This window comes from Neobacillus sp. 204, assembly GCF_046562815.1.
GTDB lineage: Bacteria > Bacillota > Bacilli > Bacillales > Cytobacillaceae > Neobacillus.
Map to the genome: position 1 here is coordinate 276,546 of NZ_JBJORY010000009.1, position 15,068 is coordinate 291,613.

Annotated in this window: 10 protein-coding genes and 6 tRNA genes; 1 reads left to right on the forward strand and 15 read right to left on the reverse strand. The window is 38.7% G+C overall.

Annotated elements, in window-relative coordinates; translation table 11 throughout:
• Window positions 1-25: 25 nt before the first annotated feature.
• The 4 genes from menB to ACJ004_RS20010 are packed head-to-tail and all read right to left on the reverse strand — an operon-like array spanning window position 26 to window position 4,828.
• The gene (gene menB, locus ACJ004_RS19995) at window positions 26-844 is read right to left on the reverse strand and encodes a 1,4-dihydroxy-2-naphthoyl-CoA synthase (protein WP_410894890.1); all 819 of its coding nucleotides are present in this window, start codon (window positions 842-844) and stop codon (window positions 26-28) included.
• Window positions 845-858: 14 nt separating this feature from the next.
• Window positions 859-1,677: a 2-succinyl-6-hydroxy-2,4-cyclohexadiene-1-carboxylate synthase gene (menH, locus tag ACJ004_RS20000; protein WP_410894891.1), complete on the reverse strand. Its 819-nt coding sequence runs from the start codon at window positions 1,675-1,677 to the stop codon at window positions 859-861.
• On the reverse strand, window positions 1,678-3,426 hold the full coding sequence (gene menD, locus ACJ004_RS20005; protein WP_410894892.1) for a 2-succinyl-5-enolpyruvyl-6-hydroxy-3-cyclohexene-1-carboxylic-acid synthase: 1,749 nt from the start codon (window positions 3,424-3,426) through the stop codon (window positions 1,678-1,680). It lies immediately after the preceding gene.
• Window position 3,427: 1 nt separating this feature from the next.
• Window positions 3,428-4,828: an isochorismate synthase gene (locus ACJ004_RS20010; RefSeq protein WP_410894893.1), complete on the reverse strand. Its 1,401-nt coding sequence runs from the start codon at window positions 4,826-4,828 to the stop codon at window positions 3,428-3,430.
• Window positions 4,829-5,192: 364 nt separating this feature from the next.
• On the opposite strand from ACJ004_RS20010, the gene ACJ004_RS20015 reads away from it, so the two are divergent.
• Window positions 5,193-6,116 (forward strand): 1,4-dihydroxy-2-naphthoate polyprenyltransferase, encoded by a 924-nt coding sequence (locus tag ACJ004_RS20015; RefSeq protein ID WP_410894894.1) that lies wholly within the window; start codon window positions 5,193-5,195, stop codon window positions 6,114-6,116.
• A 33-nt stretch (window positions 6,117-6,149) separates the two neighbouring features.
• Here the strand turns inward: ACJ004_RS20015 and ACJ004_RS20020 are convergent, their stop codons facing one another.
• The 11 genes from ACJ004_RS20020 to ACJ004_RS20070 form a co-directional block, all read right to left on the reverse strand.
• Window positions 6,150-8,546, reverse strand: coding sequence for a glycogen/starch/alpha-glucan phosphorylase (locus ACJ004_RS20020; protein ID WP_410894895.1), 2,397 nt, complete (start codon window positions 8,544-8,546; stop codon window positions 6,150-6,152).
• Window positions 8,536-9,987, reverse strand: a complete 1,452-nt coding sequence (glgA, locus tag ACJ004_RS20025) for a glycogen synthase GlgA (RefSeq protein ID WP_410894896.1) — start codon at window positions 9,985-9,987, stop codon at window positions 8,536-8,538. Before glgA ends, ACJ004_RS20020 begins: the two co-directional genes overlap by 11 nt.
• Entirely contained in the window at window positions 9,984-11,015 is a 1,032-nt protein-coding gene (locus ACJ004_RS20030; protein WP_410894897.1) for a GlgC family sugar phosphate nucleotidyltransferase, read from the reverse strand. The genes glgA and ACJ004_RS20030 overlap by 4 nt, the downstream gene beginning before the upstream one ends.
• Window positions 11,016-11,037: 22 nt before the next feature.
• Window positions 11,038-12,183, reverse strand: a complete 1,146-nt coding sequence (locus ACJ004_RS20035) for a glucose-1-phosphate adenylyltransferase (protein WP_410894898.1) — start codon at window positions 12,181-12,183, stop codon at window positions 11,038-11,040.
• On the reverse strand, window positions 12,134-14,074 hold the full coding sequence (glgB, locus tag ACJ004_RS20040; protein ID WP_410894899.1) for a 1,4-alpha-glucan branching protein GlgB: 1,941 nt from the start codon (window positions 14,072-14,074) through the stop codon (window positions 12,134-12,136). Before glgB ends, ACJ004_RS20035 begins: the two co-directional genes overlap by 50 nt.
• A 477-nt stretch (window positions 14,075-14,551) precedes the next feature.
• A tRNA-Glu gene (locus ACJ004_RS20045) sits at window positions 14,552-14,623 on the reverse strand.
• Between the two features lie 8 nt (window positions 14,624-14,631).
• Window positions 14,632-14,722 (reverse strand) — tRNA-Ser (locus ACJ004_RS20050).
• A 3-nt stretch (window positions 14,723-14,725) separates the two neighbouring features.
• Window positions 14,726-14,800, reverse strand: a tRNA-Asn gene (locus tag ACJ004_RS20055).
• A gap of 8 nt (window positions 14,801-14,808) precedes the next feature.
• Window positions 14,809-14,885 (reverse strand) — tRNA-Ile (locus ACJ004_RS20060).
• Between the two features lie 4 nt (window positions 14,886-14,889).
• Window positions 14,890-14,963, reverse strand: a tRNA-Gly gene (locus tag ACJ004_RS20065).
• Window positions 14,964-14,978: 15 nt separating this feature from the next.
• Window positions 14,979-15,054 (reverse strand) — tRNA-His (locus tag ACJ004_RS20070).
• Window positions 15,055-15,068 lie beyond the last annotated feature (14 nt).

Below are 15,068 nucleotides of genomic sequence, written 5' to 3' on the forward strand. Positions count from 1 at the left end.
GTAAGCGCCCATTTTAAAATAACGATCAAGGAAAACGCGGGAATTTCCCAAAATCAGGCTTACGCTTTTCTTTAAAGGAATCGCGGCCTTCTTTTGCTTCATCTGTTGTATAGTAAAGCAGGGTTGCATCCCCAGCAAATTGTTGCAGTCCAGCTAAGCCGTCAGTATCCGCATTCATTGCTGCTTTCAAGAAGCGCAGAGCAGTTGGACTCTTCTCAAGTATTTCATTACACCATTGAATCGTTTCTTCTTCTACTTTTTCAAGTGGAACAACTGTATTAACTAAGCCCATATCAAGTGCCTCTTGGGCATTATATTGACGGCATAAGAACCAAATTTCACGAGCTTTTTTATGACCAACAATTCTGGCAAGGTAGCCTGAGCCATAACCTGCATCAAAGCTTCCAACATTCGGGCCAGTTTGTCCAAAAACAGCGTTATCCGCTGCGATTGTTAGGTCACAAACAATGTGTAGAACGTGACCGCCGCCAATCGCATATCCTTTTACCATGGCAATTACAGGTTTTGGAATCACACGGATAAGGCGTTGAAGGTCTAAAACATTTAAACGAGGAATCTGGTCCTCTCCAACATATCCTCCATGTCCGCGTACTTTTTGGTCTCCGCCTGAACAAAATGCTTTATCTCCTGCACCTGTCAAGACAATAACCCCTATACTTGCATCATCACGAGCATAGGCAAATGCGTCAATTAATTCAGAAACAGTTCTCGGTGTAAATGCATTATGTACATGTGGACGATTAATGGTAATTTTGGCAATACCATTGTATGTTTCATATAAAATTTCTTCATATTTGCGTCCTGCAATCCATTCTACTGTCAAAATGATTTCCTCCTTTATATATTTTCATTGGACAAAAAGTCACTTACTATTGTACCAAACTTTTTAGGATCTTCCACATGAATTACATGCCCGCTGCCTTCAACAACTATCCAAGTGCTATTTTTTAGCTCCTTCATCATCCGATCCGCAATGTCACAAAACTTCTGATCCTCTGCACCTGTTATTAGCAAAACTTCACAGGTTAGTTCCTTTAATTTCCCCCACCAGGAAGGTTGAGAACCTGTTCCCATCCCAAGCAAACTGTTAGCTAAACCTTTTTGAGAATTTTTCAAACGTTGTTGTCTAATTTTATGCTGGGAGACCAAAGGGAGACGCTTCAGCGTTGAAAATAGTGAAATCTTTTCCCAATAATCTACAAACGCGCTTATCCCCTTTTCAGTAATAAATTTAGCAAGTTCGGCATCCTTCATACGGCGTTGTTGGCTTTCATCCTCAGTTGCAAGACCTGGTGAACTACTTTCAAGGATTAATTTTCGAACACTCTCAGGGAAAAGAAGGGCAAAGGTTAAGGCAAGTCGGCCACCCATTGAATAACCAAGTAGATCTACTTGTTTTACCCCTATTTGATCAAGGATATCTTTTAAGTCAGTCGCAGCAGCCTCGATATGATATCGACTCAGTTCATCAGGCGAGTCAGTTTTTCCGTGGCCAATTATATCAGGGATTATGAGCTTTGTGTATTGTCCCCTCCATTCATGGAAATTGGCCCAAGTGGTAGAGTCCCCCGTAAATCCGTGTAACAAAACTAGTGGAACAAGCCCATCACCACATACTTCGACATGATAACGAATCCCATTGATAACGATATACATTTATTGCTCACCTTTGACAAAGTTCGATATTTCCCGGGAAACAAATCCCCAAAATTCACGATGTTCAGCAAGATTCATCTCTCTATTGGTTACCAGCTCGTATACATTAATCCCAGTTGAACCTACTACTTTCATCATTTCTGATCCTAAATGATCCCAATCCTTAATCTTTGTAAAATTACCATTAAACATCTTAACAGCATGTTCAAATTCAATCCCCAGCGGAGTACCGAACAAAAGTTCAAAGTTGTTAGGATGTTCAGATTGTGGCAGAAACGAGAAGATTCCACCGCCATTATTGTTGACAAGAATAATATTAATATTAATATTGTATAGTTTTGCAGCAAGCAAACCATTTAAGTCATGGAAAAAAGTTAAGTCTCCTAGGACAAGGTATAAGGATTGCGAATTTAAAGCAGCACCTAGGGCTGTCGAAACGGTCCCATCGATCCCGTTGGCCCCTCTGTTCGCCATTACTTTGATTGATTTATTATTGGTAAGAAAAAAACTATCTAAGTCACGGATAGGCATACTATTGCCAACAAAAAGCGTAGCACCTTCAGGCAGTATTTCGGCTAATTGATAGAAGAGCCTGCCTTCACTTAATTCTGTAATATCTCTAAGCGAAGTCATCTGATCTTTGGTTAATTGGTTCACCTTTTTCCAATCCATTAGAAAATCGGATGTGGATTTCTCATTTATATAAGTTATTAACTTCTCACAGAATAACGTTTCATTACAAGAGACCATATTTGTTGATAACGATGCCGGATCACGCCAGCCGCCACCGCCATCAATCACATATTGCTCTGCACTTCCATTCTCTTTTAAAAAGATGGTTAATGCTTTTGAAGTGGGCATTGCTCCAAATCGTAAAACAACATCGGGTTTTAAGAATACTTTTGCGTCATCGTTCCTTAAAAAAGTATCATAAGATTCAACTATATTTTCAAGGCTATGTTTCCCACTTCTCAACTGTGATAAGGGATCAGCTATAATTGGGAATTTTAATGTATCAGCTAGCCGCGTCACTGCTTCAGGGAAAACATCATCTACAATGCTCCCACAAACAATTATCCCTCTTTCTGTTTGGGACAGTTTTTCAGCAATTTCTTGAAATGGTTCATCCGCAATTGTCAAATCACCCCTATGAACTTTCACATATCCGTTTGGACGTTCGTGAAGTTGGAAGAGTTCGTCATTTATCTTTGGTATAAGTGGTTCCCTAAAAGGAAAATTCAAATGAACAGGACCTGAAGGGGCACTTGTGGCAATCGAAACTGCTCGAGCACAAACGGTTCTAGCATAACGGATGACTTCATTACTTTTTTCAGGTAAAGCCATTTCGGAGAACCATTTCACATGCTTCCCATATAAATGAATTTGATCGATTGCTTGAGGGGCGCCTACTTCTCTTAGTTCATGCGGCCGATCTGCTGTTAATACAATCAATGGAACCCGCGCATAACGTGCTTCAACGATTGCAGGAAAATAGTTCGCTGCTGCCGTACCTGAAGTACAAAGAAGCGCAACAGGCTTATTTAATGACTTGGCAATCCCTAATGCAAAAAATGCTGCTGACCGTTCATCCACATGAATATGGACTTTAAGGTCAGGGTGTTCTGCCATAATCATCGCCATTGGAGTTGACCTAGAACCAGGGCTGACTACGACGTCGGTTACTCCCGAAAAAATAAGTTCTGAAACAATGGCCGCTATATAGGCTGTTAATGATTCTTGATGATTCATGTCAATTTCCTCCAAGGGCTCGGAGCATTGGTTTAAATTTCAAACTCGTCTCCATATATTCACTTTCTGAGTCAGAATCTGCAACTACACCACATCCTGCAAACAACGACACTTCATTCCCCTGAATAAGCCCAGAGCGAATTGACACAGCAAATTCACCATTTTTTCTGTAATCGACCCAGCCTAATGGTGCAGCATAGAAACCTCGAGCCAGTTCTTCTACTTCTCTAATCTTAACAACCGCTTCATCCTTTGGCAGTCCGCCGAGTGCTGGTGTTGGATGCAGTCTTTCTACCAATAACATCAACGAAGCATCCTTATGGCACTTTCCGATTACAGGTGTATAAAGATGCTGTATATCTCTTATTTTCATAAGTTGTGGCTTTTCAGGCAGAATAATTTCTTCGCAAGATTCTTCTAGTGCTTCTTTAATCATTTCAACAACAAACCCATGCTCAATTAGGTTTTTTTGATCATTTAATAGCATCTGACCTAATTTTAGGTCTTCCTCTTCAGTTTTCCCGCGAGAGATAGATCCGGCAAGGCATGTTGAATATACTTCATTTCCTTGCTTTTTCACCAGTCTTTCTGGAGATGCACCTATAAAACAATCACCATTCGATTCAAAGGCAAAAATAAAACTTTCATGTTGCTGCATATACAAATTATTGAGTACTTCCTCGGCCTCCACTTGGTCATCAAATTCAAGTCTCAACTCACGGGCTAAAACGACCTTTTTTAGGGGGCCTTCTGTTAATTCCTTCACAACTCCATCGACAGTTTTTTTCCACTTCTCCGGTCCAATCTCTTTGATCTCCACAAGTGCAGCAGATTTTCTCTGGTCAATTTGATGAAGAGATTGTAAAATCTCATTTCTCTCTTCGCTTACTTTCTTAAATAAGTAAGGATCCTCATGTGGAGTACAGACAGTATTCGTGGTTAAAAATGTTTGACCATTAATGATACTTAATAAATATTTTGGTAGATGGAACAATGAATCAGCGTACTTCGACCAAAGGTCAGTTTTTTCTTTGTAGGGGTCGAAAGAAAAGCCTCCGAACATGACTGGCCCTACACCAACTTCAGTATATGGATTAAAAATAAGGCAGTCTTCTAAAAATTTCTCCCATTCTTTTTCAACATGAAAAAAGCGGTCAGAAGCCTGATCCGACTGAATTTGTTTAGAAATCCCAAGTCCAATAAGTACGGTCTCATCTGTTGGGTCCTTCCAAAAGAATCGTTCACCGCGATAGTGTTCTTTTCCTATATTAAAAAATGATAGTGGGTTAATCGTGTCCATTTTATGGACTTCACTAATTAAAATGGGCCGGCCTAGTTCTTTCGCGCGATTGACAGCTAAAAGACCACGTTCCATTATTTCCAATTCTTGAATGGTAATCAAACAAATCCCTCCAAAACAGCCGAAATGACTGTTATCCATTCATGTTAATGCTATTTTTAACATACTACTTTCATTGTAAAGAAGTCAGTAATACTTGTCACTAACAAACCTGCTTCATTCCATATTATACATTAAGATTTCACCTAATTGATAAAAACAGCCTTCTCATTTATTTTTCATTATTATCATTTTCCCACCAACCTTCCAATAATAATCAAACAGGTATAATCTTCTAGATTTGATAGGAAAAATTCATTGACACTATTCTTTGAATTACATACACTTAGGTTTGGGCAAGGCCCATAATTTAATTGAACCTAACCTTTTATATAGAGAGAAATTACCTAAAAAGGGAGAGAACAATATGCAACTAAATACACAACCTGTTGTTGAATCAAATCGCGGCTTTCAAGTTTGGTGGCAAATGATCCGTCCACATACACTAACAGCCGCATTCGTACCGGTTCTGCTTGGTACTGCTCTATCCCTTAAGCATGGGAACATTCATTTTGGTTTATTTTTTGCTATGCTTATTGCGAGTTTGTTGATCCAAGCTGCAACCAATATGTTTAATGAATATTTCGATTTCAAACGCGGTCTTGATACTGCTCAATCTGTTGGGATTGGCGGCACAATAGTTCGTGACGGAATCAAGCCAAAAACAGTCCTAAACCTTGCTTTTGGCTTTTATGGAATTGCTTTATTAATAGGGGTTTATATTTGTGCAAATAGCAGCTGGTGGTTAGCGGTTGTAGGTCTTATCTGTATGACCGTGGGCTATTTTTATACAGGCGGACCTTTACCAATTGCTTATACACCATTTGGGGAAATATTCGCAGGTTTCTTTATGGGAATGCTGATTATTTTAATTTCATTTTTTATTCAAACCGGAACTATTGATCTAACAAGCGTTCTTGTATCTGTTCCAATTATGGTTTTGGTTGGAGAGATCTTATTAGCAAACAATATCCGTGACCTTGATGGAGACAAAGAAAACGGTCGTCGAACGGTTGCGATTCATTTAGGAAAGAAACGTGCTATTTATTTGTTAGCAGGGATGTTCACATTTTCTTACCTTTGGGTAATCGGCCTGATCATAAGTGGTATAGCACCAATCTGGACCGCTATTGTCATTCTGAGCATTCCAAAGGCGATAAAGGCAACCAAAGGATTTATTGAAAATTCGGTGCCGATTCAAATGGCACCAGCTATGAAAGCCACTGCACAAACGAATACAATTTTCGGATTTTTATTAGCCATTGGAATTTTCGTTGGTCACTTCTTGTAAAAAAAACTTCTGCCGGATGGCAGAAGCTTTTTTTTATTGTAGAGGCTTAATCCCCCATATCTCGTTTGCGTATTCCTTAATCGTACGGTCACTTGAAAAGTAACCTGCATGGGCGATATTTTTTAAACTCATTTGCTGCCACCGTAATCGATCAGTAAATGCCTCTCCGATGGATCGTTGGGTGTCTGCATACGAAGCAAAATCCTTTAAGACAAAATATTGATCATTTTCCTGTAGGAGCGAGTCAAATATCGGTTCAAATTCGTTATGAACCCCAGGAAAAAAGCCATTTACAAATTGATCTATTGCCTGGCGAATCCGATAATCATGGTGGTAATATTCATCGGATTGATATCCACCGTGCTGATAGTAGTGAAGGACTTCATCTGCTGTTAATCCAAACGTGAAAATATTGTCATTGCCAACTAATTCACGAATTTCTATATTGGCACCATCTAAGGTTCCTACCGTTAATGCGCCATTGATCATAAATTTCATATTTCCTGTTCCTGAGGCTTCCTTACTTGCAGTGGAGATTTGTTCACTCACATCTGCGGCAGGAAAGATTTTTTCCGCAAGGGAAACGCGATAATTTTCAAGAAAAATCACTTTTATTTTATCGCCAATAATTGGATCATTGTTCACCTTTTCAGCAACCGTATTTATTAATTTGATAATTTTTTTTGCATAATAATATCCTGGAGAAGCTTTTGCTCCAAAAATAAACACTCTAGGAACGACAGGGAAACTTGAATCCTCTTTGATTCGATTATACAGATGCATAATATGTAAAACATTTAAAAGCTGCCGCTTATATGCATGCAGACGCTTTACTTGTACATCAAAGATGGCACCAGTATCCACCGTAGTTCCGGTCTTATCGAAAATAACTTTCGCAAGAGTTTGTTTGTTTTCATTTTTTATTTTTAACAGTTGATCCAAAAACGAGGTGTCATTCTGATAATTAAGTAGTTGGGTAAGTTCCGTAGCTTGAAATGTCCAATCAGGACCGATTGTTTCAGTAATCAGTGAAGATAATCTGGGATTTGCTTTTAACAGCCAACGCCGGTAGGCGATTCCATTGGTCTTATTGTTAAATTTCTCAGGAAACAGTTGATAAAATTGATTCATCTCTCGTTTCTTTAGAATTTCTGTATGCAGTTTCGCCACACCATTAACACTAAAACTTCCAACAATCGCTAAATGAGCCATTTTTACAAAATTGTCTGCAACGATGGCTAATCCTTTAATCCGCTCCCAATCACCAGGAGTTTGTTCCCATAACTCATGGCAAAATCGTTCATTGATTTCTTCTACTATCATATAAATCCTTGGAAGTAACGGTTTAAAAATATGTATCGGCCACTTCTCTAAAGCCTCTGACAATGTCGTATGGTTCGTATAAGAAATCGTTTGTTTGGTAATATGCCATGCCTGCTCCCAATCAAATCCTTCATCATCAAGCAGGATTCTCATTAACTCTGGAATGGCTAATACAGGGTGAGTATCATTTATATGAATACAAATATGCTCATGAAGTTGCTTTAAGCTGCTATGTTGCTTCCGATAGGTCTTTAAAATCGATTGGATACTAGCGGATACTAAAAAGTATTGCTGCTTCAATCTTAAAGTCTTACCTTCATCATGGGTATCATCTGGATATAAAAACTCAGAGATCATTTCCGTTTCCCGTTTATATTTTAAGATATCCTCATGGAGGGGAAATTGAGAAGGCTCTGCATTCCAGAGTCTTAATGTATTGACTGTTTTTGACTGATACCCGATGACCGGCATATCGTGAGGCACAGCCGTAACCGTTTCAGTATTTAGATGCTGAAAAACAAGTCGGCCATTTTCCATCCTCGCTTCAACCTTACCCCAAAAGGGAACTTTAATAGAATTATCGGCTTTGCGAATTTCCCAAACATTCCCATTCTTCAACCATTGTTCCGGCAATTCAACTTGATAACCATCAACAATCTTTTGTTCAAATAAGCCATGTTTGTAACGAATTCCATGACCATGGCCCGGCAGATTTAGCGAAGCTAGCGAATCTAGAAAACAGGCGGCTAATCTTCCTAAGCCGCCGTTTCCTAAGCCTGCATCTGCCTCAAATTCCTCTAATTCACCTAACTCTATCCCCAGTTCCTTCAGGCCAGCCAGAACCGTTTCTTCCACACCAAGGTTAATTAGATTTTGTCTGAGTAATTTCCCCAATAAATATTCAATGGAGAGGTAATATACTTGCTTTCCCTTTGCAGCCAGATGTTGCTCGTTTGTAGTAATCCAATCTGTACTAACAAATTCACTAATCATCGTACCAAGGGTTTGATAATGGTCCCTGGCTGAGCTTTCTGAGAAACTCTTCCCACATATCATCTCAAGCCTTTTTAGAAAGGTTTCCTTAAACTCGACCGTATTAGAAAACATGTGTTTCACTCCTTGAAACGATCTCTGCATATAATTGGTTATAGCTATATGCTGACTGTGCCCAGCTATAATCCATTTCCATTGCTTGTTTTACAATAGAATTCCACGAATTTGAATCGTGGTAAACACTTAGAGCTCGTTTTATTGTATAGAGCATGTCATGGGCATTAAAATTTGTAAAGGAAAACCCGTTTCCTTTTCCTGTAAATTCGTTCCAAGAATTTATTGTATCATTTAAGCCGCCTGTTTCCCTAACAATCGGAATAGCTCCATATTTCATGGCAATCAACTGTCCAAGCCCGCAAGGTTCGAATTGGGAAGGCATTAAAAACAAATCTGCTGCAGCATAAAGTTTATGAGCCAGGCCTTCATTAAAACCCGTATGAACTTTTAGTTTTTCAGGATAAATCCGTGCCACCTGTCTTAAATGTTCTTCGTATTCATAATCACCTGTTCCTAATACAATTACCTGCAGGTCCTCCTGTAATATTTCACGGAGGACACACTTGACCAAATCAAGACCTTTTTGCCTTGTCAGCCTGGTAATCATCACTAATAAAGGTGTACGAGCAGATTGTGGTAACCCAAAGTGATTTTGAATCTCACTTTTGTTTACCGCCTTTTTCTGATGATTATTAACCGTATAAGTTTGATAAATTAATGGATCTTTCGCAGGATTATAAAAATCTTCATCGATCCCATTTAAGATACCAATCAGGTCCTCTTTTCTTGCTCTTAACAGACCGTCTAATTTTTCACCGTATACTGGTGTTTGAATTTCTTCTTTATAGGTTGGACTCACAGTCGTAATTTTGTCAGCTGCAACAAGAGCACCCTTCATATAATTAATATTTCCGAAAAACTCTAAGTGACCGGATTGAAAGGAATTATAATCCATTCCTAACAAATCTACTAATACCTCTTTCGGAAAAATCCCTTGGAATTGCAGGTTATGAATGGTAAACACAGTCCTCATGAGACCGTAACCTGTTCGCTTATTATATTCAGTCCGTAAAAGGTAAGGAATCATTGCGGTATGCCAATCATGGCAATGCAATACATCTGGATAAAAATTCAACTGTTCCAGTGTCTCTAAAACAGCCCTATTAAAATAGGCAAATCTTTCCCCATCATCAAAATATCCATATAAATTTTCCCGTTTAAAATAGTATTCATTATCGACAAAATAGAAGGTTACTCCTTGATGTGTAAGTTCCTCTATCCCACAATATTGATTTCTCCAGCCTACAGAAACAGTGAATTCTTTAACCTTTTTCATTTCACTCTTAAATTCTTCTGCAATGGTTCCGTACTTGGGCAGAATGACCCTTACATCCGTTCCTAGGCTCTTTAATTCTTTGGGAAGGGAACCTGCAACATCGGCAAGTCCTCCCGATTTTGCAAATGGTCCACATTCCGAAACAGCAAATAATACTTTCACGAGTTCATCAACGCTCCTTGTTTTGTTCCTTTACGAATCACAAATGGTGCTGTTGCTGTGCCGGTTAATTGCGCTCCTGCCTCTACTTTAACGTCTTTGTCTAAAATTACGGAGTCTAGATAACAATTTTCTTCAATCTGGCACTTTTGCATAATGATACAGTTCTTGATGACTGCTCCTTTGCCAATTTTCACCCCACGTGAAATGATACTGTTTTCTACCGTTCCGCTGATGATACACCCATTGGCAATCATTGCATTTTTTACCTCAGATCCTTTTACATACTTCGTCGGTGGTTCATCCTTAACTTTTGTAAAGATTGGCTGATCTTTTGGAAATAGTGTTTTCCAAACATCAGTCTTTAATAAAGTCATACTAGTAGAAAAATAGTTTTCAATTGAATCTATCATCACGGCATAACCGTCATATTCATAGTGGCAAACAGAGTAAAGATCCTGAAGGTCATTAACCACATCCTTCATACAGGTATACCCCGTTTCATTTCGCGTTTCAATTAACTTAATAAGGAGGGATGTTTTGATTAAGTACATCTCCATTGAGCCGCCATCCTTGTGATGGATTTCAGTGATGTCACATCCAGATCGACTATGCCAATCTAGGATTGGTCTAAAGTTCATGTTGAACACTGTATAACAATTGGAGATGATGGCGTATTCTTGGGTACTTCGATAAAAAAAGTCTAAATTTGCCGCAAAATGCTCAAATGATCCGATTTTATTTCCATCGTTATCAACAATCGGTGATGGGAAAAAGAAAAGGCCATCACGCTTGCGATTTAAGTCCCAATTCTTTCCAGAACCTAAGTGATCCATTAACGAACGGTATTGCATTTTCGGGAAAATAGCCACACTACGAATACCTGAATTCACCATATTCGATAAAACAAAATCAATTATGCGGTAACGCCCGGCAAAAGGCAGGGCAGCGAGTGAGCGATGTGTTAATAAATCTTCTAAATCATCATGGTATGTTGTGGCGTCAATTACACCTAAAAGCTTTCTTTTCAATCAAAGTCCCTCCTGGATTTTATTATAAAGCAGGATATAGCCCGCTTAACATTTCATTCGTAACTAGAATAATCTCATCATCAAATGAGCGAATAACGGTCCCATCTGGAACCTTTACATCTTCTTGAACAATCGCTTTCTCAATCAAACAATTACTGCCAATGATAGCATCAGGCATAATGACAGACTCTTTAATAATGGTTCCTTTTCCGACGGTCACACCTTGAAATAGAACCGATTTGTCTACTTCCCCTTCAATCGTACACCCTTCATTAATAAGTGATTCTTTAACGATTGAATCTGAAGAAATAAATTGAGGAGGCTGGTTTGGATTGACAGAATAAATCCTCCAACCGTGATCAAATAAATCTAAATCACAATCTTCACCTAACAAGTCCATGTTAGCTTCCCAAAGGCTTTTAACTGTACCGACATCTTTCCAATAACCTTTAAACGGATAGGCAAACAACTTCTTATTTTCCTCTAAAAGCAATGGGATTACATCTTTACCAAAGTCATGACTAGAATCAGGATTTCGGTCATCCATTTCAAGATATTCTTTAAGTATATTCCAGCTAAAAATGTAAATGCCCATCGAAGCAAGGTTATTTTTTGGATCAGCTGGCTTTTCATCAAAATCAGTTATTCTTAAATCCTCATCAGTATCCATTATTCCAAAACGGCTTGCTTCGTTCCATGGAACTTCGATTAGGGAAATCGTTACGTCTGCTCTTTTTTCAATATGGTATTCGAGCATACTTTCATAATTCATTTTGTAAATATGGTCACCGGAAAGAATAAGAACATATTCAGGCTGGTATTGTTTGAGGTAATTAAGGTTTTGATAAATGGCACTGGCCGTCCCTGTATACCACTTAACTTCAGAAGATTCGGCATAGGGTGGTAAAACAGTTACCCCGCCATCTTTCCGGTCAAGGTCCCAGGCACTGCCAATCCCAATATAGGAATTTAATAATAATGGCTGGTATTGTGTTAATACACCAACAGTATCAATGTTAGAATTTGCACAATTGCTTAATGGAAAATCGATAATACGATATTTTCCTCCAAAAGGAACGGCAGGTTTCGCTAAGTCCTTTGTCAGCGAATTAAGCCTACTACCTTTTCCTCCTGCTAATAACATGGCTACGCACTTTTTCTTTACCATTTCCTTTTCGCTCCTTTCGCTTTTTAACCGGTCTAATGATTTGAAATCCAAACGCTGGAATTGTTATATTAATAGAATTAGGCAGGCCATGGAACGGCTCTTCTTCTGCTACAATCGTTTTTTTATTCACCAATCCTGCTCCACCATATTCTTCATGATCACTGTTGAAAATTTCGCGGTATTCACCATTTTTAGGAACACCAATTTTATAGATAGGGTAACTAACCCCTGTAAAATTACAAACAACAACTAAAGTTTCATCTTCCTTCTTCCCTTTTCTTAGAAAAGAAAAAATAGATTGTTCACTATTATTTGCATCTATCCACTGGAATCCGTCTTGTAAATAATCAAGCTCATAGAGTGCTTTAGATCGTTTATAGACTTTTGTTAGGAACTTAACATAGTCATTTAATTTTTGATGCATTTCATAGTCCAATAAGTTCCAGTCGAGCTGTTCTTTATCCTTCCATTCAGCAAACTGTCCTATTTCAAAGCCCATAAATAGAAGTTTTTTGCCTGGATGGGCAAACATATAACCTAACAAAAGCCTTAGTTGAGCAAATTTCTCACTATAATCTCCTGGCATCTTATTTAGTAATGACTTTTTCCCATGAACTACTTCATCGTGAGAAAACGGAAGCATGAAGTTTTCTAAAAAAGCATATAAAAATGAAAAAGTTACTTTGGAATGAACATGAGACCTAGAAAAAGGTGGTGTTTCCATATATTCCAGCATGTCATTCATCCAGCCCATATTCCATTTATAATCAAAGCCAAGACCACCGTAACTAACTGGTGTTGTGACATTTGGGTATTCGGTTGAGTCCTCCCCAATCATTAAGAAATGTGGATCATACTCATGGACTTGATTATTTAACTTTTTCAAGAAGTTAATTCCGAATGGATTTTCTATCCTTTCATTTGAAGCATTGGGCCAGTATATGATATTTGCAACTGCGTCCATTCGAAAACCGTCAATATGGAAAGAATCAATCCAAAAAAGGGCGTTGGAAATGAGGAAACTTTGTACCTCACCCTTTCCTAGGTCAAAGTTAGCTGTCCCCCATACGGCATTTTCTCTGTCCCTTGCATAGCTATAAGAATAGCTGTGAGTTCCATCAAACCTGTACAACCCATGGGCGTCCTTGCAAAAATGACCTGGTACCCAATCAAGAATGACACCTATACCATTCTGGTGAAATTGATCTACAAATTGTCTAAATTCATCTGGTGTACCATATCTAGACGTTACGGAAAAGTAACCTGTTCCTTGATAGCCCCACGAGTCATCGAGCGGGTGCTCAATAATCGGTAATAACTCTATATGGGTAAAACCATGCTCCAATACGTATGGAATAAGTTCAGCTGCCAATTCTAGATAGTTTAGATATTCGCCACTTTCTTTCTTTTTCCAAGATCCTAGATGCACTTCATAAATAACTGCTGGTTCTGAAAGAAGATTCTTTTTTCCTCTTCGATTCATCCACTGATTGTCTTGCCACTTATAATTCTCTAACGAATAAACAATAGAAGCTGTATTAGGTCTTATTTCAGAATAAAAAGCAAACGGATCTGATTTAAGTAGCCTCTCACCTGTTTGTGAGAAAATTTCATACTTATAAAGCTTTCCTGTTAGATCCATGCTTACAATCAGAATCCATACTCCCTCATCGTTAACCTTTTGCAATTCATACCCTTCACCATTCCAGTTATTAAAATCCCCCACAAGCCTAACCTGCACTGCATTAGGGGCCCATACGCAAAATCGTGTATAAACCTTATCGGAATTCTTAAAGATATGAGCGCCAAAAAGCTGATGACTTTGAAAAAAATTTCCTTCGTGAAATAAATGCAACTGATAATCCGTCGGAAAAAACGTATTCACTGTCATGGCTCTCCTCATCCCCATTGAAAATATGTATTTCAAAGACCAATTATAAGTGCATTTTCTCAATATGCCTCATAAAACTTTTTTATCTTTTCTGACAATAAACGATGTGGAGCGCCATTAAAAACCACAGTTTGACAAATTACGACACTATTCATCAATATTTCTATCAATTATCGCCAAAAAAACATAAAAATTTTTTATATTTTTTACACTTTTCGGCCCAAAAAGTTATTTGATTTTCAAAAAATGGAAGGTTCAAAATAAGAGTAAAATGCGGTAAATGTAAGCGTTATCAGTAGTTTTTAATAAAGGTGATAAGTCGAAGAAATTATATCAATATAATGACTATCGTGAAAAGTAATCTATTTTACCGGTATAGGGTTTGGAACAATCCAGGAGGTAGTTTAGCAGCTATCTTAGTTGAACGGAATGAAGTACAAAAAAACTGATAACAAAGTTGTTATCAGTTTTTTCATATGACCCCTACGGGACTCGAACCCGTGTTACCTCCGTGAAAGGGAGGTGTCTTAACCGCTTGACCAAGGGGCCTTAAGATATGGCGGAGAAGGAGGGATTTGAACCCTCGCGCCGGTTGCCCGACCTACACCCTTAGCAGGGGCGCCTCTTCAGCCACTTGAGTACTTCCCCGTTTGGCTCCGCAGGTAGGACTCGAACCTACGACCGATCGGTTAACAGCCGATAGCTCTACCACTGAGCTACTGCGGAACAATATATGGTGGGCCTAAATGGACTCGAACCATCGACCTCACGCTTATCAGGCGTGCGCTCTAACCAGCTGAGCTATAGGCCCATATTGGAGCGGGTGATGGGAATCGAACCCACTACATCAGCTTGGAAGGCTGAGGTTTTACCAGTAAACTACACCCGCAAAACAAATTATTAATGGGGCGACTGATGGGAATCGAACCCACGAATGCCTGAACCACAATCAGGTGCGTTAACCACTTCGCCACAATCGCCATAATAATATATT

What these genes read in the sequence shown, in the direction of transcription:
- menH (WP_410894891.1), bottom strand. Translation starts at nt 1,677, where the DNA reads ATGTATATCGTTATCAATGGGATTCGTTATCATGTCGAAGTATGTGGT.
- menD (WP_410894892.1), bottom strand. Translation starts at nt 3,426, where the DNA reads ATGAATCATCAAGAATCATTAACAGCCTATATAGCGGCCATTGTTTCA.
- ACJ004_RS20015 (WP_410894894.1), top strand. Translation starts at nt 5,193, where the DNA reads ATGCAACTAAATACACAACCTGTTGTTGAATCAAATCGCGGCTTTCAA.
- ACJ004_RS20020 (WP_410894895.1), bottom strand. Translation starts at nt 8,546, where the DNA reads ATGTTTTCTAATACGGTCGAGTTTAAGGAAACCTTTCTAAAAAGGCTT.
- ACJ004_RS20035 (WP_410894898.1), bottom strand. Translation starts at nt 12,183, where the DNA reads ATGGTAAAGAAAAAGTGCGTAGCCATGTTATTAGCAGGAGGAAAAGGT.
- glgB (WP_410894899.1), bottom strand. Translation starts at nt 14,074, where the DNA reads ATGACAGTGAATACGTTTTTTCCGACGGATTATCAGTTGCATTTATTT.